General features: G+C 63.9%; 20 protein-coding genes and 2 pseudogenes. 10 read left to right on the top strand and 12 right to left on the bottom strand.

Annotated elements, in window-relative coordinates:
* Positions 1 to 3: 3 nt before the first annotated feature.
* Entirely contained in the window at positions 4 to 1,104 is a 1,101-nt protein-coding gene (gene ychF, locus ACEWE8_RS01950) for a redox-regulated ATPase YchF (RefSeq protein WP_046784567.1), read from the top strand.
* Between the two features lie 274 nt (positions 1,105 to 1,378).
* Positions 1,379 to 3,100, top strand: a complete 1,722-nt coding sequence (locus tag ACEWE8_RS01955; RefSeq protein ID WP_046784568.1) for a SulP family inorganic anion transporter — start codon at positions 1,379 to 1,381, stop codon at positions 3,098 to 3,100.
* A 4-nt stretch (positions 3,101 to 3,104) separates the two neighbouring features.
* On the opposite strand, the gene ACEWE8_RS01960 is transcribed toward ACEWE8_RS01955, so the two are convergent.
* The 7 genes and pseudogenes from ACEWE8_RS01960 to ycaC all read right to left on the bottom strand — a co-directional run bounded on the left by ACEWE8_RS01960 (position 3,105) and on the right by ycaC (position 10,575).
* Positions 3,105 to 4,115 (bottom strand): DUF2955 domain-containing protein, encoded by a 1,011-nt coding sequence (locus tag ACEWE8_RS01960; RefSeq protein WP_046784569.1) that lies wholly within the window; start codon positions 4,113 to 4,115, stop codon positions 3,105 to 3,107.
* Positions 4,105 to 5,190 carry an HlyD family secretion protein gene (locus ACEWE8_RS01965; protein ID WP_046784570.1) on the bottom strand — a complete coding sequence of 362 codons (1,086 nt, stop codon included), beginning with the start codon at positions 5,188 to 5,190 and terminating at the stop codon, positions 4,105 to 4,107. The genes ACEWE8_RS01960 and ACEWE8_RS01965 overlap by 11 nt, the downstream gene beginning before the upstream one ends.
* The gene (locus ACEWE8_RS01970; protein WP_046784571.1) at positions 5,190 to 6,701 is read right to left on the bottom strand and encodes an efflux transporter outer membrane subunit; all 1,512 of its coding nucleotides are present in this window, start codon (positions 6,699 to 6,701) and stop codon (positions 5,190 to 5,192) included. The genes ACEWE8_RS01965 and ACEWE8_RS01970 overlap by 1 nt, the downstream gene beginning before the upstream one ends.
* A gap of 13 nt (positions 6,702 to 6,714) precedes the next feature.
* Positions 6,715 to 7,812 (bottom strand): AI-2E family transporter, encoded by a 1,098-nt coding sequence (locus tag ACEWE8_RS01975; RefSeq protein ID WP_046784572.1) that lies wholly within the window; start codon positions 7,810 to 7,812, stop codon positions 6,715 to 6,717.
* A 40-nt stretch (positions 7,813 to 7,852) separates the two neighbouring features.
* Positions 7,853 to 9,049 (bottom strand): monovalent cation:proton antiporter-2 (CPA2) family protein, encoded by a 1,197-nt coding sequence (locus ACEWE8_RS01980; protein ID WP_046784573.1) that lies wholly within the window; start codon positions 9,047 to 9,049, stop codon positions 7,853 to 7,855.
* Positions 9,050 to 9,085: 36 nt separating this feature from the next.
* A pseudogene (gene ppk2 / locus ACEWE8_RS01985) lies at positions 9,086 to 9,903 on the bottom strand (polyphosphate kinase 2).
* Between the two features lie 51 nt (positions 9,904 to 9,954).
* Positions 9,955 to 10,575, bottom strand: coding sequence for an isochorismate family cysteine hydrolase YcaC (ycaC, locus tag ACEWE8_RS01990; RefSeq protein ID WP_046784574.1), 621 nt, complete (start codon positions 10,573 to 10,575; stop codon positions 9,955 to 9,957).
* A 201-nt stretch (positions 10,576 to 10,776) separates the two neighbouring features.
* On the opposite strand from ycaC, the gene ACEWE8_RS01995 reads away from it, so the two are divergent.
* The 5 genes and pseudogenes from ACEWE8_RS01995 (at position 10,777) to ACEWE8_RS02015 (ending at position 15,260) form a co-directional block, all read left to right on the top strand.
* Positions 10,777 to 11,172 (top strand): hypothetical protein, encoded by a 396-nt coding sequence (locus ACEWE8_RS01995; protein WP_046784575.1) that lies wholly within the window; start codon positions 10,777 to 10,779, stop codon positions 11,170 to 11,172.
* Positions 11,169 to 11,693, top strand: a pseudogene (locus tag ACEWE8_RS02000) (RES family NAD+ phosphorylase). The gene ACEWE8_RS01995 and the pseudogene ACEWE8_RS02000 overlap by 4 nt, the downstream one beginning before the upstream one ends.
* A gap of 137 nt (positions 11,694 to 11,830) precedes the next feature.
* Positions 11,831 to 12,220 carry a nuclear transport factor 2 family protein gene (locus ACEWE8_RS02005; RefSeq protein WP_039601730.1) on the top strand — a complete coding sequence of 130 codons (390 nt, stop codon included), beginning with the start codon at positions 11,831 to 11,833 and terminating at the stop codon, positions 12,218 to 12,220.
* 93 nt (positions 12,221 to 12,313) lie between these two features.
* Positions 12,314 to 13,816 carry a cytosine permease gene (locus ACEWE8_RS02010; protein WP_367903838.1) on the top strand — a complete coding sequence of 501 codons (1,503 nt, stop codon included), beginning with the start codon at positions 12,314 to 12,316 and terminating at the stop codon, positions 13,814 to 13,816.
* 13 nt (positions 13,817 to 13,829) lie between these two features.
* The gene (locus ACEWE8_RS02015) at positions 13,830 to 15,260 is read left to right on the top strand and encodes an aldehyde dehydrogenase family protein (protein WP_046784578.1); all 1,431 of its coding nucleotides are present in this window, start codon (positions 13,830 to 13,832) and stop codon (positions 15,258 to 15,260) included.
* A 58-nt stretch (positions 15,261 to 15,318) separates the two neighbouring features.
* On the opposite strand, the gene ACEWE8_RS02020 is transcribed toward ACEWE8_RS02015, so the two are convergent.
* From ACEWE8_RS02020 to ACEWE8_RS02030, 3 genes are read right to left on the bottom strand one after another with little or no spacing between them, the layout of a single operon-like run.
* On the bottom strand, positions 15,319 to 17,718 hold the full coding sequence (locus tag ACEWE8_RS02020) for a DUF3772 domain-containing protein (RefSeq protein WP_046784579.1): 2,400 nt from the start codon (positions 17,716 to 17,718) through the stop codon (positions 15,319 to 15,321).
* A 56-nt stretch (positions 17,719 to 17,774) separates the two neighbouring features.
* A complete protein-coding gene (gene ada, locus ACEWE8_RS02025) occupies positions 17,775 to 18,827 on the bottom strand; it encodes a bifunctional DNA-binding transcriptional regulator/O6-methylguanine-DNA methyltransferase Ada (RefSeq protein WP_395589210.1) in 1,053 nt (350 codons plus the stop codon).
* Between the two features lie 30 nt (positions 18,828 to 18,857).
* Positions 18,858 to 19,484 (bottom strand): DNA-3-methyladenine glycosylase, encoded by a 627-nt coding sequence (locus tag ACEWE8_RS02030; protein WP_046784581.1) that lies wholly within the window; start codon positions 19,482 to 19,484, stop codon positions 18,858 to 18,860.
* Between the two features lie 169 nt (positions 19,485 to 19,653).
* On the opposite strand from ACEWE8_RS02030, the gene ACEWE8_RS02035 reads away from it, so the two are divergent.
* From ACEWE8_RS02035 to ACEWE8_RS02045, 3 genes are all read left to right on the top strand, one after another.
* On the top strand, positions 19,654 to 20,169 hold the full coding sequence (locus ACEWE8_RS02035; RefSeq protein ID WP_046784582.1) for a sigma-70 family RNA polymerase sigma factor: 516 nt from the start codon (positions 19,654 to 19,656) through the stop codon (positions 20,167 to 20,169).
* Positions 20,156 to 21,112 carry a FecR domain-containing protein gene (locus tag ACEWE8_RS02040; RefSeq protein ID WP_046784583.1) on the top strand — a complete coding sequence of 319 codons (957 nt, stop codon included), beginning with the start codon at positions 20,156 to 20,158 and terminating at the stop codon, positions 21,110 to 21,112. Before ACEWE8_RS02035 ends, ACEWE8_RS02040 begins: the two co-directional genes overlap by 14 nt.
* Before the next feature lie 95 nt (positions 21,113 to 21,207).
* Entirely contained in the window at positions 21,208 to 23,682 is a 2,475-nt protein-coding gene (locus ACEWE8_RS02045) for a TonB-dependent siderophore receptor (protein ID WP_046784584.1), read from the top strand.
* 95 nt (positions 23,683 to 23,777) lie between these two features.
* Here the strand turns inward: ACEWE8_RS02045 and ACEWE8_RS02050 are convergent, their stop codons facing one another.
* A complete protein-coding gene (locus tag ACEWE8_RS02050; RefSeq protein ID WP_046784585.1) occupies positions 23,778 to 24,938 on the bottom strand; it encodes an MFS transporter in 1,161 nt (386 codons plus the stop codon).
* An 84-nt stretch (positions 24,939 to 25,022) separates the two neighbouring features.
* Positions 25,023 to 25,166, bottom strand: a complete 144-nt coding sequence (locus ACEWE8_RS02055; protein ID WP_176512188.1) for a hypothetical protein — start codon at positions 25,164 to 25,166, stop codon at positions 25,023 to 25,025.
* Positions 25,167 to 25,187: the final 21 nt, after the last annotated feature.

Here is a 25,187-nt window from a genome sequence, read left to right on the forward strand (position 1 = left end):
CCCATGGGTTTCAATTGCGGCATCGTCGGCCTGCCCAACGTCGGCAAGTCCACCCTGTTCAACGCCCTGACCAAGTCTGGCATCGCGGCGGAGAACTTCCCTTTCTGCACCATCGAGCCGAACAGCGGTATCGTGCCGATGCCAGACGCGCGCCTGGCTGCGCTGGCGGAAATCGTCAAGCCTAATCGCATCCTGCCGACCACCATGGAGTTCGTCGACATCGCCGGCCTGGTGGCCGGTGCCTCCAAAGGTGAAGGCCTGGGCAACAAGTTCCTCGCCAACATCCGCGAGACCGACGCCATCGCCCACGTGGTGCGCTGCTTCGAAGACGAAAACGTGATCCACGTTTCCAACAGCGTCGATCCCAAGCGCGACATCGAGATCATCGACCTGGAGCTGATCTTCGCTGACCTGGACAGCTGCGAGAAGCAACTGCAGAAGGTCACCCGCAACGCCAAGGGCGGCGACAAGGAAGCCCTGGCGCAAAAGGCAATCCTGGAAAAGCTGATCCCGCACTTCACCGAAGGCAAGCCGGCACGCAGCCTGATGAAGAACATGGCCGACGACGAGAAAGCCGTCATCCGTGGCTTCCACCTGCTGACCAGCAAGCCGGTGATGTACATCGCCAACGTGGCTGAAGACGGCTTCGACAACAACCCGCACCTGGACGTGGTCAAGGCCATCGCCGAAGAAGAAGGCGCTGTCGTGGTGCCGGTGTGCAACAAGATCGAAGCCGAGATCGCCGAACTGGACGACGGTGAAGAGAAGGACATGTTCCTCGAGGCCCTGGGCCTGGAAGAGCCTGGCCTGAATCGCGTGATCCGCGCCGGTTACGAGCTGCTCAACCTGCAGACCTACTTCACTGCCGGCGTGCAGGAAGTGCGTGCCTGGACCGTCCGCATCGGCGCCACCGCGCCTCAGGCAGCGGGTGTGATCCACACCGACTTCGAAAAAGGCTTCATCCGCGCTGAAGTGGTGGCCTATGACGACTTCATCCAGTTCAAGGGTGAAGGCGGTGCCAAGGAAGCCGGTAAGTGGCGCCTGGAAGGCAAGGACTACATTGTCAAAGACGGCGATGTCATGCACTTCCGCTTCAACGTCTGAGTTGTAAGCACGGGCTTGATACAAGCCGAGTAAAAAACCCTTGAGCCTCGCGGCTCAAGGGTTTTTTTTGGGATGTTCACAGGGCTTTGCTGATACGCCTGGGCGGATGTCTGCATTGATGGGGCCTGCGCAGGACAATTCCCAAGCTATCTTGAATTGAAGCATTCGGTTTCAAGTTGGTAATTGGCTTACATCTGGGGGCTGCGCAGTGGCGCCCATTCGGGCCAGCCCACTAAAAGCACTTTCATGCGACCTCCGCCCAGGAGCCACCACCATGCATGAAACACCGCCCCGCCCCAGCTTCGACTGGCAACGCTGGCTTCCTGGGCTGGCCACCCTGATGCACTACCAGCTCGCCTGGCTGCCCAAGGACATCGCTGCCGGGCTGGTGCTCACCACCATGCTGGTGCCCGTGGGCATCGCCTATGCCGAAGCCTCCGGTGTGCCGGGCATCTACGGCTTGTATGCGACCATCATTCCATTGCTGGCCTACGCCTTGTTCGGCCCCAGCCGAATCCTGGTGCTCGGCCCGGACTCGGCGCTGGCCGCGCCGATCCTCGCCGTGGTGGTGCAGTACGCCGCCAGCGACCCACAGCGAGCCATTGCCGTCGCCAGCCTGATGGCCCTGGTGGCCGGCGCCTTCTGCGTGATCGCCGGCCTGCTGCGCCTGGGCTTCATCACCGAGTTGTTGTCCAAGCCTATCCGCTATGGCTACATGAACGGCATCGCGCTCACCGTGCTGATCAGCCAGTTGCCCAAGCTGTTCGGCCTATCGATCGACAGCCAGGGGCCCCTGCGCGACTTGTGGTACTTGGCGAAGACCTTGATCGCCGGCCAGGGGCACTGGCCCAGCTTTGCAGTCGGCGGCGCCAGCCTGGCGTTGATTCTGCTGCTCAAGCCCTACAAGCGCCTACCGGGCATCCTCATCGCCGTGGTGCTCGCCACCCTGGCGGTAAGCCTGTTAGACCTCGACCAGATGGGCGTGAAAGTACTCGGTGAACTACCCCAGGGCTTGCCCAGCTTCGTCTTTCCCTGGGTAACCGACATCGACCTGGTCGAGGTACTGCTGGGTGGTATCGCCGTGGCGCTGGTGTCGTTCGCCGATACCAGCGTGCTGTCACGCACCTACGCGGCGCGCCTGAAAACACCGGTCAACCCGAACCAGGAAATGTTCGGCCTAGGCGTGGCCAACCTGGCCTCCGGGCTGTTCCAGGGCATCCCGATCAGCAGCAGCTCGTCGCGTACTCCGGTGGCCGAGGCGGCCGGCTCAAAGACCCAGCTTACCGGCATCATCGGTGCGGTGGCTGTGACAATCCTGTTGTTGGTCGCGCCCAACCTCCTGCAACACCTGCCCAACAGCGCACTGGCCGCAGTGGTGATCGCGGCGGCACTGGGGCTGTTCGAGTTTGCCGACCTCAAGCGCATCTTTCGCATGCAGCAATGGGAGTTCTGGCTGTCGTTCACCTGCTTCGTGGGGGTTGCGGTGTTCGGCGCCATCCCCGGCATCTGCATTGCCGTGGCGATTTCGGTGATCGAGTTCCTGTGGGATGGCTGGCGACCGCATCATGCGGTGCTCGGGCGGGTGGACGGCACCCGCGGCTATCATGACGTGCAGCGTTATCCACAGGCTCGCAGAGTACCGGGGCTGGTACTGCTGCGCTGGGATGCGCCGCTGTTCTTCGCCAATGCCGAGCAGTTTCAGGCCACGGTGCTGGCGGCGGTGGATGAGTCGCCTACCCCCGTGCAGCGGTTGGTGATCGCAGCGGAACCGGTGACCAGCATCGATATCACTTCGGCGGACATGCTGGCCGAACTCGACCGGGCGCTGGAGGCCCGGGGAGTCGAGTTGCAGTTCGCCGAGATGAAGGACCCGGTGAAAGACAAGATGAAACGGTTCGAACTGTTCCAGCACATGGGCGAGACGGCGTTTCACCCCACTGTCGGTGCTGCGGTGGATGCTTATCTGCAGGACACCGGGGTGGACTGGAAGCCATGAGCCGCTAAACGGCGCTGAGCCGACGCCGGTCAAGCCATATCAGCAGGGCACTGGCATACAGCGACACGGCCAGAAACAACGCCATGCGCACCGCAAACGCCCGGTAGACGTCCTGGCCGGCTGCACTGTCCTGCACTGACTGCCCCAGCAGGATAAGCAGCGTGGTCAGGCAACTCACCCAGTACGCCGGGCTGTGCCGCGTGCTTACCACGCGGTAGAGCCTGCGCCCCTGCCACAGCGTGAACAGCAGCACCCACAGGAAAAACATCCACACGTGCACGAACACGCTCAATGCCGCCCACATGAGCATCGCCAACACCCCCGCCAGCACCGTCGAGCCTATCAGCTCACGGCTGGCATGCCGGGCCCGGGTCTCGCCAGCCTGCTGCCCAAGGCTCACCGCCTTCATGATAAGCGGCATGAACGCGTCGGGCGCGATCAGCGCCAGCAGGAACGCCGGCATGACGATCAGCGTGGCACGCAAGGCTATCCAGCCGACATCGGCGCGATCGGGCAATGGCGGCGCAGGTTGCGCAGGCGCGTGCGCAGGTTCTGGAACCAGCACATGGGCCAACGCCGTCCCCAGCACCGCCAGCAGCATGCCCTTGGCCATCGCCTCGACCACCACGAGCGCCAGGGTGAAATCGCTGGTACCGGCAGCCGCGATCATGGTCAGGCCAACCACCAACAGGTTGGCCAGCAGGCCGTTGCCACCCTTGAGTGCATAGCGCAACACCAGAAATACCCCCACGCCGACCAGCAACACGCCACTCACCGGCGCATGGCGCAACAGGGGTATCAGCAAAAGGCCGCTACCACAGCTGAGCAACACCAGTATCGCCAACATCGGTGCGGCCTTGATCGGCAACGGCTCGCTGCGCATGGCCAACAACAGCACTGCGAACACCGGCGCAAGTATGGGCACCGGCAGGCCCAGGCCAAAACTCGCCACCAGGCATAGCGCCACGCCCAAGGCCAGGCGCAGCGCGCGCAGGCGTCGCAGCTCAATAGGCATAGGACAGCCAGCTCATCAGCCACATGAACACACGCCCCAGAAGGTTCAAAGGGTTACCTTCGCCGGGCAGGGCCATGACTTCGGCCTGACCGCCCACACGCAGCCCGGACCTGTCTGCAAGTTGGTCTCGGTCGAGCTCGACGATCACCGGGAAGCGCTGCGCCGAGCGTAGCCATTCGCGGCTGTTCTGTACGGTCGGCAAGGCGCCCGGCGGCGTACCCTGCCCCACACTCACGCCATAGCCGATGCTGCGGATATGCCCTTGCAATACCTTACCGGGCATGGCGTCCAGCACCACCAGCACCGGTGTACCAGGGCGCAGACGACCGAGGTTGTTCTCGGTCATGTCGGCGCTTATCCACACGTCGTGGATGGCGATCAGGGTCATCATCGCACTGCCGGCGGGAACATAGTGGCCCACGTCAGTGCGCAGGTCAGTGATCAGCCCATTGGCATCGGCGCGCACCACGGTGCGGGCCAGGTCCAGGCGGGCCTTTTCGACATTGGCCGCCGCACTGCGCAATTGCGCGTTGTCCGCCTCCACCCCGCCTTGCTGCTCCCGCGCCCGTTCGACTTCCGCACGGGCTGCCGCCACCTGGCTGATGGCCTGGTCGCGGGTCGCCTGCGCCCCTTCAAGGCGACGGACAGACACTGTACCTGGGTCTTCTTCGATCAGCCGTTTGAGCCGCTCGGCATCCTGGCGGGCCTTGCGCTCGTTGGCCTGGGCCGCCACCAAGGCGGCCTTGGCCGAGTCAATGCCGGCGGTATTGGCGCCGATCTGCCGGCGTACCGTATCCAGATCTGCCTGGGCGCGGGTCAAGGCAATGCGGTACTGCTCCTGATCCAGCTCGAACAGCACATCACCCTGGCGCACTTGCTGGTTGTTGCCCACCGCCACGCGCTTGACCTGCCCGGCAACTTCAGCGGCCACGGGCACCACATAGGCTTGCAGACGAGCCTGCTGGGTGTAAGGCGTGAACCGGTCGGCAAGCAGGTACCAGACCAGGCTCACGATGATCAGCACCAACACCCAGTGCATGGCGCGGTCAGGGGGCGTGTCCACGGCGTCACTCATCAGGGCTCACCTTGTTCAGGGTCGGCGGGGGCCGGCTCGTCCAGCAGGTCACCCCAATCGGTACGGTTTTCCATCTGCTGGCGGGTGGCCGGGTCAACGGGCTTGCGCTGGTTGTCCCAACCACCGCCCAGCGCTTTGTACAGCGTCACCAGGCTGCTCACTGCGTTGCCCCGGCTGACCAGGTAGCCGTCCTGCTGCTGCAACAGCAGTTGCTGGGCATCGAGCACGCGCTGGAAATCGGCAAAACCTTCCTGGTACTGGGCGCTGGCCAGGCTCAGCGAGCGCTGGGCGGCCTGCGAGGCCTCCTGGCGAATGCTGGCGCTCTGCAGCGAACGCACCAGGCCACTGGCGGCGTCATCGGCCTCACGCGCAGCTTCACGCACCCCTTGCTGGTACAGCTCGATCAACTGCTGCAGGCGCGCATCCTCGACACGCACGGCATTCTTGCGGCGGCCGTAGTCGAAGGGGCTCCATAGCAGGCTTGGCCCGGCAGCCAGGTCGAAGGTGTTGGGCAGTTGATTGGCCGATACGAAAGTCCAGCCGATGCTGCCCAGCAGGCTCAGCTGTGGATAAAGATCCGCGGTGGCCACCCCGACGAGTGCCGACTGCGCCGCCACGGCTTGCTCGGCGGCACGAATGTCGGGGCGCCGCTGCAGCAGGCTGGCGGGCACGTCCTGCAACACAGCCCGGTCCGGCAGTGGTAACTGGCCGTACCGCGCAGCCAGCTGCGGCAACGGCCCGGGCGGCCTGCCGAGCAATGCGCAGAGCACATTGCGCAAGGCATTGAGCTGGTTTTCGAACTCGGGAATCGTGGCCTGAGTTGCCAGATACTGGGTACGCGCCTGCTGCCAGTCGAGCTCGTCGTTCTCGCCGTGGCGGAACAGCCGCTCGGTAATTTCCAGGCTACGCGCCTGGCGCCTGGCGTTCTCCGTTGCGATCTGCAGCCGCGCCTCGGCGGTGCGCAGGGCAAAGTAGGTGTCGGCCACCTGCGCACGCATCAGCAGCATGGCGTCGGCGTAATTGGCCTGGGACGCGAAATAAGCGGCATCGGCGCTTTCGATGGCGCGGCTGAAACGCCCCCAGAAGTCGATCTCCCACCCGATATCGAAACCCACGCTGGACTGCCAGAACACCGAATCGCGGGCGCTGTCGGTGCCGGACTGGTCCTGTTTGAGGTACAGGCTCTGCCCACGCAGTTGCTGCAACTGTGGATAACGCCCGGTCTGGACGATGGCCAACTGCGCCCTGGCCTCGGCGACGCGCAGGCCGGCCAGGCGCAGGCTGGTGTTATTGGCGTCGGCCTCGGCGATCAGTGCGTCCAAGGCCGGGTCGGCAAACACTGCCCACCACTGGCGCAGCTCCGGCTGCTCAGCCCTGCGCTGGGCCTGCTCGAGCAAGGGCGTGCTCCAGCTGTCCAGCCACGGGTGCCGGGGCGTCTCATAGTCCGGGCCGACCTGGGTGCAACCGGCCAGCACCATCAGCAGGCTCAACCTACAGCAGCGCCTGGGCATGGCAGGCCTTGGCTCAGGCTGCCGGCGGCGCGGGTTGCTCCGGCACCTGCAAGGCCACCCATTGCCAGAACAGCACGTAGGTCACAGCGAGGATCACCGGGCCGAGGAACAGCCCGATGATGCCCTTGACCACCATGCCGCCCAGCGCACCGATCAACACCACCGGCATCGGCACATCCACCCCGCGGCCCAGCAACAAGGGTTTGAGCACGTTGTCGGCAAGCCCGGCGACGAAGGTGTAGACAGCGAACACGATAGTGACCACGGTGAAGCCCTCGACGTTGAGTACGTAGATGATCACCGGCAACGTGATCAACGTCGCCGGGGCCTGAGCGATGCCCAGCATGAGGATGAGAATGGCCAGCATGCCGGCACCTGGGACGCCTTTGATCACGAAGCCCACACCGATCAGCAGCATCTGGATGAAGGCGATGCCGATCACCCCTTGCGCCACTGCACGAATGGTCGCGGTGCACAACGTGGCAAGCGGCTTGCCCCGCTCTTGACCAGAAATCCGCATAGCGATGCGCTGTGCTGCGATTTCGCCACGATCACCAAAAGCCATGATCACGCCGGAAATGATGATCGCGCCGACGAACAGCAGGAAGGCCCCGCCGGCACTGGCCGCCGCACCCAATGCCGTACGCCCGGCGCTCTTGAGCTGGGGCATCCATTGCGCAATCACATCGGCCAGGTTCTGGGAGGCTGACAGCCACAGCGCATGGACTTTCGGCCCGATCAGTGGCCAGTTGGCCACAGAGTCGGGCGGCACCGGCACGCTCCAGCTGTCGCTTCTGATCAGCGACACCAGATGGTCCACCGATTCACCGATGGACATCACCACCAGGTAGATCGGTACCAGCAACACCACCAGCACCAGCAGCACCACCAGTGTCGCCGCATAGCCGTCCTTGAAACCTGAACCACGCTTGATGCGTTGGTACAGCGGATACAACGTCACCGCCAGGATCACCGACCACAGCATCAACTCCAGAAATGGCTGGAAAACCTGAAAGGCAAAAAGCACCAGGGCAGCCACCAGGCCTGCCTTGATGAGCACATCGAGCAGGCCCCGTGACCGGGCGCTGTCCAGTTTGATACTCGGCTGCATGACTCATCTCCTCGTGCTCAGTGCGCCAGGCGGGCGCGATTCAGTGGTCCGTTCTGGGTGCAGGGTGCGAGGTATCGCGCTCAGGCAGCTGTCGCGCCAGGGCCATCATCACCAGCGGCACCACCGCCATCGAGAGGGTGATCGCGAGCACCAGCAGGTCGTGCACCTGTCGAGTCAGAACGTGATGTTCGAGCGCCATTTTGAATACGACGAACGCAAACTCGCCGCCCGATGCCAGCACCACCCCCAGGCACAGCGCCTGCGGGTGAGTGAGCCCACCCGCCAGCCGGCCCAACCCCCAGAGCAGCGGCAACTTGATGCCCACCAACAACAACGTCAGCCCCAGCACGGCCAGGGGCATGCCGATCAGCAGACGCAAATCGGCGCTCATTCCCACCCCGACGAAAAACAACCCCAGCAACAGGCCCTTGAGCGGCTCGATCTGGGCTTCCAGTTCGTGGCGAAACGGTGACTCGGCCATCAGCACACCAGCAAGAAAGGCGCCCAGGGCCATGGATATGCCCACGTGCTCCATCACCCAGGCCGTGCCCAGCACCACCAGCAAGGCTGTGGCGGTCGACAGCTCCGGCAGGCCCGACCCGACTGTCCATTTGAACACCGGTGTCATCAGGTAGCGGCCGCTGACGATCACCAGGCCAATGCCAAGTGACACCGCCAGTAGCGGCCAGGCGCGCTCATCGGCAGTGCTGACATCACCGCCAAGCAACGGCACCACGGCAATCAGCGGTATGGCGGCGATGTCCTGAAACAGCAGGATGGCCACGGCCAGGCGGCCGTGCGGTTTGCCCAGGTCCTTGCGTTCGGCCAGGACCTGCAGGCCGAACGCGGTGGACGACAGGGCAAGGCCCAGCCCCAGAACGATCGACGCCGGTTTCGATTGGCCGAACACTGCATACGCCAGCAAGCCAAGCACCAGGGCAGTCAGCCCGACCTGCAGCGCCCCGACACCGAACAGCGCCCGACGCATGGTCCACAAGCGCTGTGGTGATAGCTCCAGGCCAATCACGAACAGCAACATGACCACACCGATCTCTGAAATCCGTGCCACGTTGCCTGGGTTATCAAGCAGCCCCAATACCGAAGGGCCGATCAGGATGCCGGCCAGAAGATAGCCAGGCACCGCCCCCATCTTCAGACGCTGCGCCAGTGGCACCAGAAGCACCACGGCCAGCAGGAAGACCACTGTAGCCTGCAGCAGGCTGCCGTCATGTGGCATAGGTTCGTACCCTTGCGACCATGCGCAGTGAGGGAATCAGAAACGCTCTTCGACCACTTTGAAGGGATAGGCTACCGCTTTGTACTTGCCGATCTTGCCGCGTTTGGGCAGCTTCACCACCTTGTCGCCAGTGACGTCCTTGTAGGGAATGCGCGAAAGCAGATGGCTGATGATGTTCAGGCGAGCACGGCGTTTGTCGTCGGAATGGGCCAGGAACCACGGCGCCCACGATGAATCGGAAGCAGCGAACATTTCATCGCGGGCGAGGGTGTATTCGTCCCAGCGGGTGTAGGACTTGAGGTCCATGGGAGAAAGTTTCCACACCTTGCGGCCGTCATTGATGCGGTCCTGCAGGCGGCGGGTCTGCTCCTGGGCACTGACTTCGAGCCAGTACTTGATGAGGATGATCCCCGACTCGACCTCAGTTTCTCCAGCAAGGGCACCACCGCGAGGAACTTGCCGGCCTGCTCGTCGGTGCAAAAGCCCATCACCCGCTCAACGCCTGCGCGGTTGTACCAGCTGCGATCGAAGATCACTACCTCCCCCGCTGCCGGCAGGTGGTTGAGGTAGCGCTGGGCATACATCTGGGACTTTTCCCGTTCAGTCGGCGCCGGTAGCGCCACCACGCGGAACACCCGTGGGCTGACCCGCTCGGTGATGGCCTTGATGGTGCCGCCCTTGCCGGCACCATCACGGCCCTCGAATACGATGCACACCTTCAGGCCCTTGGCCACGACCCATTCCTGCAGCTTCACCAATTCCACATGCAGGTCTTTCAGCTGTTTGTCATAGGCCTTGCCGCCCAGCTTCTCGGCGGGCGCCTGCAAGTCTTTCTTCCTGGACGGCTTGGCCATGACACGCTCCTTGGTGCGAATGAACAGTCAGTATGGTCGATCCCTGCCGTTTTACTTGGCCAACTTGCTGTAACTGGTCATCAGGTTGCGGTAATCGGGAATATGGTTGGAGAACAACGTGCCCAGGCCTTCAACATCATTGCGCCAATCACGGTGCAGCTCGCAGGCCACGCCGAACCAGGTCATCAGTTGCGCCCCGGCTGCCTCCATCCGCCGCCAAGCCGAATCACGGGTCAGCTCATTGAAGGTGCCGGAGGCATCGGTGACCACGAACACCTCGAAGCCCTCCTCCAGCGCCGACAACGCCGGGAAGGCCACACAGACTTCCGTGACCACGCCGGCGATCAGCAACTGCTTCTTGCCGGTGGCCTTCACCGCCTTGACGAAATCTTCGTTGTCCCAGGCGTTGATGTTGCCCGGCCGGGCGATGTAGGGGGCGTCGGGGAATTGCTCCTTGAGTTCGGGCACCAGCGGCCCGTTGGGGCCGGTTTCGAAACTGGTGGTGAGGATGGTGGGCAGCTTGAAGTACTCGGCCAGGTCGGCAAGCGCCAACACGTTGTTCTTGAAACGGTCGGGGTCGATATCCCGGACCAGCGACAACAGGCCGGTCTGGTGATCGACCAGCAGAACCGCGGCGTTGTTCTTGTCCAGACGCTTGTATTGGAAGGCCATGACCGATCTCCTTGCTAACGTTGGGGTGGGAGTTTCAGCGTAGGCAAGGATGGGGGGTGAGTAAGACCGCCAGTCGGATCCAAGGCGGCGGTGCAGAACCGATGACAGCGCGGTCCCAGCCTGCGTGCAAAGATCTTGATTTATGCTCAAATTGTGCAAAAATTGTGCTTGTGAGAAGCGAACCCCCTCAGGAGGTCAATCATGGCCAGCAATGCAGTATTGGAACTTCAACCCACAAGTTTCGAGGGGCTGATGGAAGCGCTTCGGGAAGTCAATCGGGTCATGTTCTCCCCTGAGCGGTTCCTGAAGGTGTTCTCGATGGACCAGCAGACATTCGCAACCCGCGCCCATGTCCATCGCAACACCGTGCGCAACGCCCCCGAGTCGGAGAAGATCCAGGCGTACATACGTGATGCCGTGCGGGTCTTGCGTGCTGTAACTGACATGGGCACGGACATGACCAAGGCCATTTTCTGGTTCAAGAACGAACCGCTGTCGACATTCGACTACAGAACGCCAGAAGAGGTTGTCAGCGACGGCCGAACTGAACAGTTGATCGCCTTCCTGCAGTCGTGGGAAGCCGGTTCTCAAGGATGAAAATCATCGCGTTGAAGAACCTGCCCTGCTACCGGCTGCACACACCGAAATGGGCAATAACACCAACATCCGGCACCGGCGCGGCTACCCAAGGTGGCCGCGCCAATCGCAAAGGGCTTGAGGCGCTTTACCTATCCCTGGAGCCGGCCACTGCCGTGGCCGAGTTCCAGCAGGGTAGTTCGTTTTTACCGCCGGGATTGCTGGTGAGTTACTCCCTGACATTGGACCGAGTGATCGACTTTACCGGCGGCTACCAAGCAGACTGGCCACCCATCTGGAAAGACTTCTTCTGTGACTAGCGCAAGATTCGCTTCAACGAGGGTGTCGAACCGCCCAGTTGGCTCATAGGGGATCTTGTTCTGGAAGCTGATTGCGCGGGCATCATTTTTGAATCCGTTGCGCATGCTGGCGGCAAGAATCTGGTGCTCTACACCGATCAACTCCCCGCGCATGGTTCTATCATCGTTAATGACCCCAGAGGCGACTTGCCTCGCGACCAATCTTCCTGGAGTGATTCCTGAGTCAGGCTAAGCGCCTGGTTCATCGCACTTCACTTCACAAATTCCTGAACTAATTATTTCCCCCCAGCGATTTGTTCACCCGCCAACCCCCACCAGAATCGCTTCACCACAATCACAATAACCGTGAGGCCACTCCCGTGGACCAGACACTTCAGGTACGCCAGGCCGCCGCCGACCTTGTAGCCGCCTTCGCCAGCAACGACACCGCCCGCTACTTCGCCTGCTTCAGCGAAGACGCCACCTTTCTTTTCCACACCCTGGCGCAACCGCTGCTGTCGCGCGGCGCCTACGAAGACCTCTGGGCCCAATGGCAGGCCGAGGGTTTTGCCGTGCTCGGCTGCGTTTCGAGCAATGCGCAGGTGAGCCTGCAAGGTGATGTGGCGATCTTCATGCACGATGTTGCCACGCACATCCGCATCGCCGGCGAGCAGCACCAACTGGCCGAGCGCGAAACCATCGTGTTCCGCCGCCACGGCGAACGCTGGCTGGCCTGCCATGAGCACCTGTCGGTCGTCACCGTCGCCTGATTCACCTTTACGCGGCCCTGCCGCCCTGCCATCGCACCCACAAGAGGGCCCGCGCACCGCGCCGGCCTACAACAACCGCGCTGGAGCATCACCATGAGCCACTCGACCGGTATCGAGACCAATGGCGTCGAACAGATCCCTGACGATCAACGCGACGCCTCCCCGCTGGACCTGTTCCGCCTGATCTTCGGCGGTGCCAACACCTTTGCCACCGCCGTGCTGGGCAGCTTCCCGGTACTGTTCGGGCTGTCGTTCCAGGCCGGGGTCTGGGCGATCCTGCTCGGCGTCGGCGTGGGTGCGCTGATCCTTGCGCCCATGGGCTTGTTCGGCGCGCTCAACGGCACCAACAACGCGGTGTCGTCGGGCGCGCACTTCGGCGTGCATGGGCGCATCGTCGGCTCGTTCCTGTCGCTGCTCACCGCCGTGGCGTTCTTCTCGCTGTCGGTATGGAGTTCCGGCGATGCCCTGGTCGGCGGCGCCAAGCGCCTGGCCGGGCTGCCCGAAACCGACCTGACCCTGGGCCTGGCCTACGGCCTGTTCGCCATCCTGGTGCTGGTGGTGTGCATCTTCGGCTTCCGCTTCATGCTGTGGGTCAACAAGGTTGCCGTGTGGGCCTCGAGCCTGCTGTTCCTGCTGGGCATCTTCGCCTTTGCCGGCCCGTTCGATGCGGGCTACGCCGGGAGCGTCAACCTTGGCCAGGCCGGATTCTGGGCAGCCTTCGTCGGCGCGGCGATTCTGGCCATGAGCAACCCGGTATCGTTTGGCGCCTTCCTCGGCGACTGGTCGCGCTATATCCCGCGGCAAACGCCCAAGGCGCGCATCATGCTGGCGGTGATCGCCGCCCAGGCCGCCACGCTGATCCCGTTCCTGTTCGGCCTGTGCACCGCCACCCTGGTGGCCACCCACGCCGCGGACTACATCGCCGCCAACAATTACGTGGGTGGCCTGCTGGCGATTTCGCCTAGCTGGTTCTTCCTGCCGGTGTGCCTGATCGCGGTGATCGGTGGCATGTCCACCGGCACCACTGCGCTCTACGGCACCGGGCTGGACATGTCGAGCGTGTTCCCGCGGCTGCTCAGCCGCGCAGGCGCCACCGTGCTGATCGGGGTAATGGCCATTGCCTTCATCTTCATCGGCCGCTTCACCTTCAACCTGGTGCAGAGCGTTTCGACCTTCGCCGTGCTGATCATTACCTGCACCAGCCCGTGGATGGTGATCATGATTCTCGGCTTGATCACCCGCCGCGGCTTCTATCACGCCGACGACCTGCAAGTGTTCACCCGCGGCCAGCGCGGCGGTCACTACTGGTTCCTGCATGGCTGGAACTGGCGCGGCATGGGCGCGTGGATCCCCAGCGCGGTGGTAGGCCTGAGCTTCGTCAACCTGCCTGGGCAGTTCGTCGGCCCGCTGGGCGACCTGGCTGGCGGCATCGACGTGAGCCTGCCGGTAACCCTGGGCATGGCTGGTGTGCTGTACCTGCTGCTGCTCAACCTGTTCCCTGAACCTGCTGGCGTGTATGGCCCCAACGGCCCGCGCTGGGTGCGTTGCAAAAGCACCGCGCACACGCCGGTGCTGAAACCTGCCGAAATGGCCTGACTGGATAACGACCATGACCACTTCCCACTACATCGCTGGCCGCTGGGTCGAAGGCCAGGGCAGCGACTGCATCAGCGTCAATGACCCTGCATTGGGCCAACCTTTTGCCGAACTGATGGCCGCCAGCGTTGCCCAGGTCGACCAGGCCGTGGCGGCGGCGCGCAATGCCCTGCCCACTTGGAAGCAGGTCAGCGCCAACGAGCGTGCGGCGTACCTGCGCGGTTTTGCCGAGCAGCTTGGGCAACGCCGTGAAGCACTGATCAGCCTGCAAATGCGCAACAACGGCAAGCCTCGCCATGAGGCCGAAATCGACCTGGACGATGCCATAGCCACCTTCGCTTATTACGCCGACCTGGCCGAGCAACTGCCGGAAAGGAATCGCGAAGTGGCGTTGGCCGCACCGGGTTTTACCGCCCGCACCCGGCTGGAGCCGGTGGGTGTGGTCGGCCTGATCGTGCCGTGGAACTTCCCGTTGGTGACCAGCGCCTGGAAGCTCGCCCCGGCCTTGGCGGCAGGCTGCACCGTGGTGCTCAAGCCCTCGGAAGTCACCCCGCTGATCGAGCAGGCCTACGGCCAGATCGCCGATACCCTGGGCCTGCCTGCGGGCGTGCTGAACATTGTCAACGGCAAAGCCGAGACCGGCGCGGCACTGAGCAGCCATAGCGGCCTGGACAAGCTGTCGTTCACCGGCAGCAACAGCGTCGGCAGCCAGGTGATGCGCAGCGCATCGGCACAGTGCCGGCCCGTGACCCTGGAGTTGGGCGGCAAATCGGCGATCGTGGTGTTCGATGATTGCGATGTGGACCAGGCAGTGGAGTGGATCGTCGCCGGTATCACCTGGAACGCCGGGCAAATGTGCTCGGCCACCTCGCGCTTGCTGGTACACGATGGCATTGCCGATGCGCTGCTGCCACGCCTGCAACAGGCACTGGAAACGCTGCGCGTCGGTAACCCACTGACTGAAGAAGTGGACATGGGCCCGCTGACCAGCCAGGCGCAATGGTTGAAGGTTGCCAGCTACTTTGCCACCGCCCGTGAAGAGGGCCTGCAGTGCCTGGCCGGTGGCAAGGCGCTGGACCGCGACGGCTGGTTTGTCAGCCCGACGCTGTATGCCGACGTCCCCGTGGACAGCCGCCTGTGGAATGAAGAAATCTTCGGGCCGGTGCTGTGCGCGCGTCGATTCTCGACCGAAGCACAGGCAATTACCGAGGCCAACGACAGCCGTTTCGGCCTTGTCGCCACCGTTTGCTCAGCGGACCTGGAGCGCGCCGAGCGGGTGGCCGATGCGCTGGAAGTCGGGCATGTGTGGATCAACTCGGTACAAGCGGTGTTCGTCGAAACGTCCTGGGGCGGCACCAAGGGTAGCGGGATCGGGCGGGAGCTCGGGCCTTGGGGGTTGTCGGGCTACCTGTCGGTCAAGCATGTGACGCGGTGCCTGGGCTGATTGCCCCAGGGGCCGCCAGGCGGCCCAATCGCCGGCGGCCGTCTTGCGCGCCAGGGTATTACGCCGGCTCGTCAGCCGGACGCGCGCCCTCCTGCACCAGCACCATGCTCTGCGGTGAAGACAGGGGAATGCCCTCATCACGCAAGCGCCCCAGGATGGTGAACAGCAGGTCGCTGCGCGCCCCTGACACCTGCCGCGGCCCCGCCACATAGCCGCTGACACTGATCACCATGCCGCTGGTCGTCAGGTCCTTGAAGGTTACCGAAGCAGCCGGCGCGTCCAGGATCGCCTCATGCTCGTGAAAGGCAGTCAGCAGCAGGTCGCGCACCTGGTTGGCATCGGTCTCCAGCGGTAAGGTCAGGGTGATGCCCACCACGCCCAAGGCATTGCCCATGGTCACGTTGCGCACGTTCTGCGAGATGAACTGCGAGTTGGGCACGATCACCGTGGAGCGGTCGGACATCTGGATCTCGGTGGCGCGCACGTTGATCCGGCGAATGTCACCCTCGACGCCCGCCAGGCTCACCCAGTCGCCCACCTTGACCGGGCGCTCGGTGAGCAGGATCAGACCGGAAATGAAGTTCTGCACGATCTGCTGCAAGCCGAAACCGATACCCACCGACAGCGCACTGACCACCCAGGTCAGGCTGGTGAGGTTGATGCGCAGGGTCGACATCACCAGCATGGCCAGGAACAGGAAGCCCAGGTAACCGACCAGGGTTACCAGCGAGGCACGCATGCCGGCGTCCATGTCGGTTTCCGGCAGCAGGCGCTCGCTCAGCCAGCGCTTGAGCACACGGATACCGAGCATGCCGCCTAACAGCATCGCCACGGCCAGCAGGATGTCTTGCGGCACGATGTTCAGGTTGCCAAGCAACTTGCCACCGGTGCCGTCCCAATCGCCCAGGCTCAGCAGCAGCTCGCCGGGGCTGGTGCCCGACGGCATCAACGCCAGCATCACGGCCAGGAACAGCAGGACCGTGCGGCTGACACCGGTCAGGATGGTGCTGGCCTGGGCCTGATGGCGTGGTGCCAGGCCCAGCGACGACGCCAGCGCCAGGCCGCCGGGTTGACGCGGCGACAGCAGGGTTTCGCACAGATCAGCCAGGAAGGTGGTCAAAAGGTAGGCGCAGGTGGCGACCATGCTGATCCACAGCAGCTTGGCAGTGAGGAAGTAAGCCAGGGTGAGGTAGCCGGCCAGCAGCGTCAGCAAGATGAGCCCGACCCACACCACGATCACGAACGGGATCAGCCCTGCCAGGCCGGTCGGGCGCGCCAGCTCATGTTTGCGCAAGGTCCGGCGGTAACGTATGAGCGCCGCGGAGAAGATGGCGGCCACCACCAGCGCGGTCAGGCCGTTGGTGGCGACAGTCAGCGCCAGGCTGGTGCCGATCACACTGTTGATGCGCTCGAAGGTCAGCATCACCATCAGTGCCAGGGCCAGCAACTTGGGGAACCAACCCAGAGCACTGGCCACTTCGTCGGGGATCGGCGGCAAACGCCAGGAAGGCCGTTGCAGCATCAACATGGCCCGGCCAAGGCCGGTGATGAAGGCACTGAACACCACGAGCATGAGGAAGTGGTTGGTCAGGCTGGCCATGTCCGAGCCCAGCATGGCACTGCTTTGAAGGCCCCAACGCAGCAGCGACACGGCGCCGGCGATAGTGCCCAGGGTGGCCAGGCTCACGCTCAAGGCCAATGCGCTTCGGCGCAGGCGGCCTTCGGGCAGCCAACGAATCATGGCGGCAGCGAGCAGGCGCTCAAGGACCAGGCGGACCAGTGTCCAGACCAGGATCGCGGCCACCAGGCTAGTGATGAAGAACCCGCGGTGTTCAGCGCTCAAGGCACTGGCGACGGCATCGGCCGCCTCGCCGCGCAAGTCACGCAGGCGCATCACATCGTCCTCGGTAGGACGGATCAGCGACTGCCAGAAAGCCGGGCTCAGCGGGGTGGCCGCCCGGCTGGTCACTTGCGAGTTGAACTGGCTACGGCGCAGGTTGACGATTTGCGTGGACAGGTCGCGCGCCGACTGAGTCAGCTTGGTGGCCTGATCCTGCTCGGCGAGCACGGACTTTTTCTGCGCCTCCAGCTCCTTGCGCTGCAAGGCCAGGGTCGCGGCTTCATCCTTCTGTACCGGGCCGATGACCTTGAGCTTGTCGTCGAGCTTCTGCACGTCAGCAGCGCGCAAGGTGCTCAACGCATCGGCCTGTCGCTGGACCTGCACGGTAGCCATGCGCAGTTGCGAGAGCAGGTCGTCGTTGGCGTTGCTGGTCACGCCCTGACGAATCTGGTCGAGCCTGTCGCTCAACTGCTCGATACTTGCGTTTTCATCCAGCACCGGCAGCTCGCTGGCAACCAGGTTGGCAACCGGCACGGAAGCCGACCAGGCCGGCGACGCAAGCGCCAGCATCAGGGCCATTACACCCAGGTAAAATCGGGCAAGGCAGACACGCCTCATCGAACGTTCCTCATCACAAGGCTATTTGGCGGTGGATTCTACGCGGCTTGCGGCCTTCAGGAGAGTGCCGTTTCTCGCTCCAACAGTTGCCGCTTGCGCTCCACCCCCCAGCGGTAGCCGCTGATGTCGCCGTCTCGGCGCACCACCCGATGGCAAGGAATCGCCACGGCGATACGGTTGGCCGCACAAGCCATGGCCACGGCACGCACCGCTTTGGGCGCGCCAATGCGCTCGGCAATCTCGGTATAGCTTACCCGGCCGCCCAGCGGGACTTCGCGCAGGGCTTGCCAGACCCGCTCCTGAAACGCGGTGCCCTGCACATCCAGAGGCAAGTCCAGGCCCAGGGCGGGCGCCTCGACGAAGCCCACCACCTGCGCCACCAGTCGTTCGTACTCGGCATCGCCGCCGATCAGGCGAGCGTTAGGGAATTGATCCTGCAATTGCTCGAGCAGCGCTTCAGGTGCATCACCCAACAGGATTGCGCAGATGCCTTTTTCGCTTTGCGCCACCAGGATCGCCCCCAGTGAACACTGCCCTACGGCGAAATGAATGGCCATACCCGCGCCACCGGCGCGGTACTGGCGCGGGCGCATGCCCAAGCGCTGATCGGCGCTTTCGTAGAAACGGCTATTGGAGTTGTAACCGGCATCAAAGATGGCTTCGGTCACCGATGTTTTCCCCTCGCCCAGCCGCTCGCGCAGGCGCCGGGCGCGGAAGGCTGTGGCATAGGCCTTTGGCGTGAGGCCGGTTTCAGCCTTGAACAGGCGGTGCAAGTGGTACGGGCTGGCACCCAGTTGTGCCCCGAGCTGGCCGAGGCCGGGTGGATTGTCCGGGGTTTCGAGCAGGCGGCAGGCGCGGGCTACCAGTTCGCAGCGGCGAATGCTCGACGGCTTGGCCTGGCAGCGCCGGCAGGGACGATAGCCTGCGGCCTGCGCGGCGGCGGCAGCGGTGAAGAATTCGACGTTCTCGCGTTTGGCCATGCGCGATTTGCAGCCGGGTTGGCAATAAATGCCGGTGGTGCGCACGGCGTAGACGAAATGGCCTGCTGCTGCCGCGTCGCGGGTGTAGACAGCTTGCCAGCGTTGTTCGTCAGTGATGTAGGGGGTCATTGCGGTATGCCTCAACCAAGCTGATTCGTCTCAGGCCCGCCACAGATACCAGGCTGCCACCGTGCGGTGCGGACGCCACCCGGCGCCCAGCGACCGCATCTGCGCCGGCGTCGGCGCCTTGCCCAGCCCCTTGAGGCGACGATACCCCTCACGCACCGCAAAATCGTCCACCGGCAACACATCCGAGCGCTCCAGGCTATAGATCAGCAGCATCTCGACGGTCCAGCGGCCCACGCCGCGCAAGGCAACCAGGCGCTCGATCAAGGCCTCATCGCTCATGCCCAATGCCTCTTCCCGGCACGGCACCGCCCCGTCCAGCGCGGCCTGGGCAATCCCGTGGATTGTCGCCAGCTTGCTCGCGGAAAACCCACAGGTACGCATCGTTTCCGGCGCCACCTCAAGCAACTGCCTCGGCGCGGGAAACCCATCGTCAGGAAACAGCGCCAGCAATCGCCCCAGTATCGCTTCGGCCGCTCGGGCATGCAGCTGCTGGTAGGCAATCGCCCGTACCAGCGCCTCATAGGGCTCGCGCCCCGGTGTCGCCCGGTGCAGGCACGGCCCGGTCGCAGCAATGTGCCGCGCCCAGTCAGGGTCCAGCGCGGCCAGGTAATCGGTGGCTTCGCGATAGGCTTCAGGCGAGAGGTCGGCCAGGATCATCCATAGCTCCAGTGGGTTCAAGGCAGGACCAGCTTAGCCCAGCCACTGATCGTGGAAACGCCGAATCTTGCGCAGCTAATTCCGGGCAACCATTGCCCCGTGCCATCATCCATGCATAGAATTGAGAACTATTCACAGTCACGCATGCTTCCTGGGATCAGCCGCTACGATGCAGCTCAACGACACGCTCAAACCGGCCGAAGTCGCCCTGCTCTATCAGTCCCATCACGCTTGGCTACGTGGCTGGCTGCGCAGCCGGGTCGGCTGCCAGGAACACGCTGCAGACCTTGCGCAGGACACCTTCGTGCGCCTGCTGCGTGCACGCCAGGTTTCGCCGATCAAAGAACCGCGGGCTTACCTGAGCAGCATCGCTCGCGGCCTGATGATCGACCAGTTCCGCCGTCGCGCCCTGGAGCGCGCCTACCAGGAAAGCCTGGCCCATGTACCCGAAGGCGAAGTGCCCAGCGAAGAACATCGCCTGGTGATTCTGGATGCCCTCGAGCGCCTTGACCGTGCCCTGCACCAGCTCAGGCCCCGCGCCCGCCAGGCCTTTTTGCTGGCCCAGCTCGATGGCCTGAGCATCGCGCAGATCGCCCTTCGCCTTGGCGTTTCGCGTGCCACCGTGGAACGCGACCTGGCCAAGGCCCTGGGCGTCTGCTACCGGTTGCGCTATGCCGAGCTCTGATCAAGTACCCGCGCAGGCCCAGGTCGACCAGGCCATCGAATGGCTGGTGAAGCTGCGCTTCGACACCCCAAGCCCGGCTACCGAACAGCAGTTCCAGCAATGGTTGGCCCACCACCCGCACAACGCCCAGGCCTGGCAGCGGGTGAGCACCCTCAGCGACGAACTGGCGGGGCTCCCCAGCGACCTTGGCCGGCGCACCCTCGATGGCCGCCAACGCCAGCGCATCAACCGCCGTGACCACCTTAAACTGCTGGCGGTGCTGGCGATCGGCGGCACCGCCGGTTGGGCCGCGCGCGAGCCGCTCGGCCTGCCCGCCCTGATGGCCGACAACAGCACCGGCACTGGCGAACGTCGCCGGTTGCAGGGTAGTGATGGCAGCCAGATCCAGCTCAACACGGCCAGCGCCATCGACCTGCACTACAGCGCCGAGCTGCGCGAACTGACCCTGCTGCGCGGCGAAGTCAGCCTGGCCAGCAACCCTGGCGACAACCGCCCGTTCCGCATCACCACCCGGGTCGGCGCCCTGGCTACCCAGGACGGCCAACTGCTGCTGCGCGAAAACGATCAGGGCCTGTTGCTGGCCGTGCGCCGCGGCAAAGTCACCTTGTTCCCGGCCTCCCCTTCACCACGCGTGGTGCAGGCGGGCGAGGTGTTGCAAGTATCGCCGCACGGGGCTCACGCGCTTGCCTCGTTGCATGGCGACCCGTGGGGCTGGACCGACGGTGTGCTCAGCGTGCAACAGATGCCACTGGGCGAGTTCTGCGCCGAACTGGCCCGTTACCGCCCGGGGCTGCTGCGCTGCGCTGGCGAGGTGGCCGCGCTGAAGGTATCCGGTACTTACCAGCTGAACGATACCGAGCAGATTCTGCAACTGCTCACCCGCAGCCTGCCGGTACGTGTCGATTACCGCACACGCTATTGGGTCAGCGTCGGGGCAGCCTGATCTTTTTTGAAAAAGAATGAGGTGGAATCTCATTCTCGTCCGGCCTGAAGGAACAAAGCCCGAAAAGTGGTCTACGAAACCTTCAGGAGCGGTCCATGATCCACCCGTGTTCCCCCCGCAACGACAGGCTGCGCCATGCCGTGCGCGCCGCCGTGTTCGGCCTCGGCCTGGGCAGCGCCCTGGCACTGCCCGCACAGGTCGCGGCTGCACCCGCCAGCCAGCACCGGCAAATCGACTGGAGCATCCCCGCAGGCCCTCTGGCCCCGGCACTGGACCAGGTGGCCCGGCAAGGCGGCCTGAGCCTGTCGTTCGATGCGAACAGCCTGCAGGGCAAGACCACCCAAGGCGTGCAGGGGCGCCACGAGCCGGCCCAAGCATTGACCCTCGTGCTGATGGGCAGCGATGTGCAAGTGCAACAGGAAGGCGATAACAGCTTTCTGCTGATACCCGCACTGGACGCCGGTGGCGCACTGCAACTGGGTGCCACCAGCATTTCCAGCGATCGCCTGGGGGAAACCACCGAGCACAGTGGCTCCTACACGACCGGTGCGGTCACCATCGGCAAGACCGCACAAAGCATTCGCCACACCCCGCAGTCGGTGACCGTGGTCACCCGCCAGCGCATCGACGACCAGAACATCACCAACCTGACCAACCTGCTGGAGCAGACGCCTGGTGTGGTGGTGAACCTCACCGACAGCGAACGCGTGCAGTACTACTCGCGCGGCTATGCGATCGATGCCATCCAGTACGATGGCGCCACCGTGGTACAGGGCAGCGGCGGTGGTTCATTCATCCAGAGCGATTCGGCCATCATCGACCGGGCCGAGATCTTGCGCGGGGCCACCGGCATGATTCGCGGCGCGGGTAACCCGTCAGGCACCGTCAACCTGGTGCGCAAACGCCCGACGCACGAATTTCAGGGCGAAGGCAGCGTCACCCTCGGCTCCTGGGATGCCCAGCGTTATGTCGCCGATATCTCCGGCCCGCTAACAGAAACCGGCAACGTGCGAGGCCGGGTGATCGCCGTGCACGATGACAAGGACCATTTCCAGGACTCGCGCCAGGAGCGCAAAGAGGTGTTCTACGGTGTGCTGGCCTTCGATCTGAATGAAAGCACCACCCTGACCACTGGCCTTGAGTGGACCAAGCTCGATGCCACCGGCGCCTGGGGCAACCTGCCCGCCGACTATGATGGCTCGCCCCTTGCGTTTGGCCGCAGCACTTACCTGGGTGCCGACTGGAACCGCTGGGACCGCAGCAACCTGCAGACCTTTGCCGAGCTCGAACACCGTTTCGACAACGACTGGTCGCTCAAGCTGATGGCCCAGCGCACGCACTTCGAGCTGGATGACCACGGTTTCAAGCAGACCTACTTCACCCGTGCCAGCGGCGCTGCCAACCCCAGCAACAACCCCTACCTGATGAACTATCAGGTTACCGAGGGCGACGGCGGCGAGAGCCTGCAGAACAACCTGAGCGCCACCCTCAACGGGCCGTTCGAGCTGCTCGGTCGCAGCCATGACCTGATGCTGGGTGTCGAGCGCATTCGCAATGACTCCTACGCCTCGGCCACCAACTTCGTATCCTCCGGTGTTTTCGACATCCGCGAGTGGGACCCAAAGACCAGCCTGGCCGAACCGGACATCAACATAACCGCCCATCCGGTGCGCACGCGCACCACCCAGGAAGCGGCCTACGCCACCTGGCGCATTTCCCTGGCAGACCCGCTCACGGCTATCATCGGGGTACGGGCCAACTGGTATGACTACGAGCAGGAAAACAACGTCAAGTCGAACGGCAAGTTCAGCGTCGACAACAAGATCGTGCCGTATGCGGCGCTGATCTACGACCTCAACGATAACTTCAGCACCTACGCCAGCTACACCGAAATCTTCAACCCGCAGACCGCCACCGACGTCAGCGGCTCGGTGCTGGAGCCCACCACAGGCGAAGCTTACGAGACCGGAATCAAAGGCGAGTTCTACGAGGGGCGGCTGAACACCTCGCTGGCGTTCTTCCGCATCTACCAGGTGGGCAACGCCCTGGATGACCTGAGCGGCCCCAACCCCTGCCCGCCCAACTACACCTCGGGCTATTGCAAGGTGGCTGCTGGCAAGAACCGCAGCCAAGGCTTCGAGCTGGAGATTTCCGGCGAAGTATTGCCAGGCTGGAACGTGACCGGTGGCTACACCTACAACACCACCAAGCAACTCAAGGACACCATCAGCAACACCGGCAACGCCATCCGCACCACCGACCCCAAGCGCATGCTGCGCCTGTTCACCAGCTATCGCCTGCCGGGCGAGCTGCAAGCGTGGACGGTTGGCGGCGGCGTGCAGGCGCAGAGCGACATCTACAACCGCAGCGGCAGCGCCGAGGCCTCGCAGGCGGGGTATGCGGTGTATAACGCGATGGTCAATTACCGGTTCAACGAGCATTACTCGTTGCAGCTCAATGCCAACAATATCTTCGACAAGAAGTACTACCGCCAGGTGGCGCCGACGCCGACCGGGTATTACTGGGGTGACCCGCGCAATGTGTCAGTGACCTTGCGTGGCAGCTTCTGACCCAGGTTGCCAGGCACCCACTACCCTCAAGGCCTCAGGTGCACCTGTAGAAGCCGGCTTGCCGGCAATAGGGCCAGCACTGGCAACAACAATCCTCAGTCCGCCACTGCCCGCAGCTTACCGGCCCGCCGGTACGACTGCCGGGCAAAGCACACGAACAGCCCCGCCATGATCGCCAGCGCCATCGGCAGCCCATGCGGCGCCACATCCATCGCCGCGCCGCTGACCAGCGGCCCGACCAGGCTGCCCACGCCCCACAAAAGGCCAACGCTGGCATTGGCGGTGACCAGGTCCTGGCCCTTGAAACGCTGCCCGATCAGCACCAGCGCCAAGGTATAGATACCCCCTGCCACAGCGCCAAGCACCACCAGCAGCGGCCATAGCAGCCAGGTCATGTCCAGCAGCCATGGCAAGGCAATACCGATCGCCATCGCCACCAGCCCGCACACCAGGTGCAGCCCGGTGCGCTCGACCCGGTCGGCCAGCCAGCCCAACGGCAACTGGAAAACCATGTCACCGGCGAACACCACCGTCACCATCAGCGCCGCCACGCCCACGGCAAAACCATGGCTGGTGGCATACACCGGCAGCAACGACAGCACGACCGCATCGAAGAAGGAGAAGAACAGCACAGCCACGCACAACGCCGGGGCGACGCGGAAGAAGCCCGCCAGGCCGAAGCTTTTCTCGCCCTCTTCACCATGCTCCACATGATCGTTGGGCACGGTCAGCACAATGCACAGCAGCGCCAGGCCATAGCAGAAGGTCACCACACCGGTGATCCACGGGCTGTTGGCGCCAATCACTGCGAGCATCGCCGGGCCGAGTACCTGGAAGCCGGTGAAGCTGGTGGCGTAAAGCGCCATGATCTTGCCGCGGTTGTGATCGGGGCACAGTTCGTTGACCCATGACTCGCCCAAGATGATCGCGATGCCCATGCCGATACCCAGGCCCAGGCGCAGCAGGGCCAGCATCCAGACCGAATCGAATGCCCATTCCAGCAAGGCGATGCTCACGGTGCACAGGCTGAAGCAAAGCAGGTAGATGGTGCGCCGGGTCAGGTACCGGCAACAGGCATCGACCATGAACGCCGAAAGCATCATCCCCGCAGCGGGGATGGCCGAGATGATGCCGATCTGCAAGGTGCCGGCACCGGCCTCATGCAGACGCAACGACACCAGCGGCAGGCTGGCCCCCAGGCTGAAGCCGACCACAGACACGGCGAACAGAAGGCCCGCCAGCAAACGCATGTTCATGTACCACTCCCAGCAAACTGAAAAGACGCGCAGATACAGGCGCCCAGGCGCACGCCGGGACGGCGGACGACGCAGGGGCGCAGGTCAGTTCAGGGCGAGGTGTGGCGAGAAGGTAAAGGCAAACAGCACACTGCGGCGACGCTTGAGCACCGTATCGCTCGGCCACGCGCGACGCATGGCCTGGAGGGCAGGCTGGCGGGCGTGTGGGAGGGACTGGGTACGGCGCATTGCTTTGGCTACTACGCAGGT

The organism is Pseudomonas sp. TR47, from assembly GCF_044143025.1.
In the GTDB taxonomy this organism is placed as follows: Bacteria; Pseudomonadota; Gammaproteobacteria; order Pseudomonadales; family Pseudomonadaceae; genus Aquipseudomonas; species Aquipseudomonas putida_E.

Excerpts from the sequence above, each read along its gene's own strand:
- ychF (WP_046784567.1), top strand. The coding sequence starts at position 4 with ATGGGTTTCAATTGCGGCATCGTCGGCCTGCCCAACGTCGGCAAGTCC.
- ACEWE8_RS01955 (WP_046784568.1), top strand. The coding sequence starts at position 1,379 with ATGCATGAAACACCGCCCCGCCCCAGCTTCGACTGGCAACGCTGGCTT.
- ACEWE8_RS01960 (WP_046784569.1), bottom strand. The coding sequence starts at position 4,115 with ATGCCTATTGAGCTGCGACGCCTGCGCGCGCTGCGCCTGGCCTTGGGC.
- ACEWE8_RS01965 (WP_046784570.1), bottom strand. The coding sequence starts at position 5,190 with ATGAGTGACGCCGTGGACACGCCCCCTGACCGCGCCATGCACTGGGTG.
- ACEWE8_RS01970 (WP_046784571.1), bottom strand. The coding sequence starts at position 6,701 with ATGCCCAGGCGCTGCTGTAGGTTGAGCCTGCTGATGGTGCTGGCCGGT.
- ACEWE8_RS01975 (WP_046784572.1), bottom strand. The coding sequence starts at position 7,812 with ATGCAGCCGAGTATCAAACTGGACAGCGCCCGGTCACGGGGCCTGCTC.
- ACEWE8_RS01980 (WP_046784573.1), bottom strand. The coding sequence starts at position 9,049 with ATGCCACATGACGGCAGCCTGCTGCAGGCTACAGTGGTCTTCCTGCTG.
- ycaC (WP_046784574.1), bottom strand. The coding sequence starts at position 10,575 with ATGGCCTTCCAATACAAGCGTCTGGACAAGAACAACGCCGCGGTTCTG.
- ACEWE8_RS01995 (WP_046784575.1), top strand. The coding sequence starts at position 10,777 with ATGGCCAGCAATGCAGTATTGGAACTTCAACCCACAAGTTTCGAGGGG.
- ACEWE8_RS02010 (WP_367903838.1), top strand. The coding sequence starts at position 12,314 with ATGAGCCACTCGACCGGTATCGAGACCAATGGCGTCGAACAGATCCCT.
- ACEWE8_RS02015 (WP_046784578.1), top strand. The coding sequence starts at position 13,830 with ATGACCACTTCCCACTACATCGCTGGCCGCTGGGTCGAAGGCCAGGGC.
- ACEWE8_RS02020 (WP_046784579.1), bottom strand. The coding sequence starts at position 17,718 with ATGAGGCGTGTCTGCCTTGCCCGATTTTACCTGGGTGTAATGGCCCTG.
- ada (WP_395589210.1), bottom strand. The coding sequence starts at position 18,827 with ATGACCCCCTACATCACTGACGAACAACGCTGGCAAGCTGTCTACACC.
- ACEWE8_RS02030 (WP_046784581.1), bottom strand. The coding sequence starts at position 19,484 with ATGATCCTGGCCGACCTCTCGCCTGAAGCCTATCGCGAAGCCACCGAT.
- ACEWE8_RS02035 (WP_046784582.1), top strand. The coding sequence starts at position 19,654 with ATGCAGCTCAACGACACGCTCAAACCGGCCGAAGTCGCCCTGCTCTAT.
- ACEWE8_RS02040 (WP_046784583.1), top strand. The coding sequence starts at position 20,156 with ATGCCGAGCTCTGATCAAGTACCCGCGCAGGCCCAGGTCGACCAGGCC.
- ACEWE8_RS02045 (WP_046784584.1), top strand. The coding sequence starts at position 21,208 with ATGATCCACCCGTGTTCCCCCCGCAACGACAGGCTGCGCCATGCCGTG.
- ACEWE8_RS02050 (WP_046784585.1), bottom strand. The coding sequence starts at position 24,938 with ATGAACATGCGTTTGCTGGCGGGCCTTCTGTTCGCCGTGTCTGTGGTC.
- ACEWE8_RS02055 (WP_176512188.1), bottom strand. The coding sequence starts at position 25,166 with ATGCGCCGTACCCAGTCCCTCCCACACGCCCGCCAGCCTGCCCTCCAG.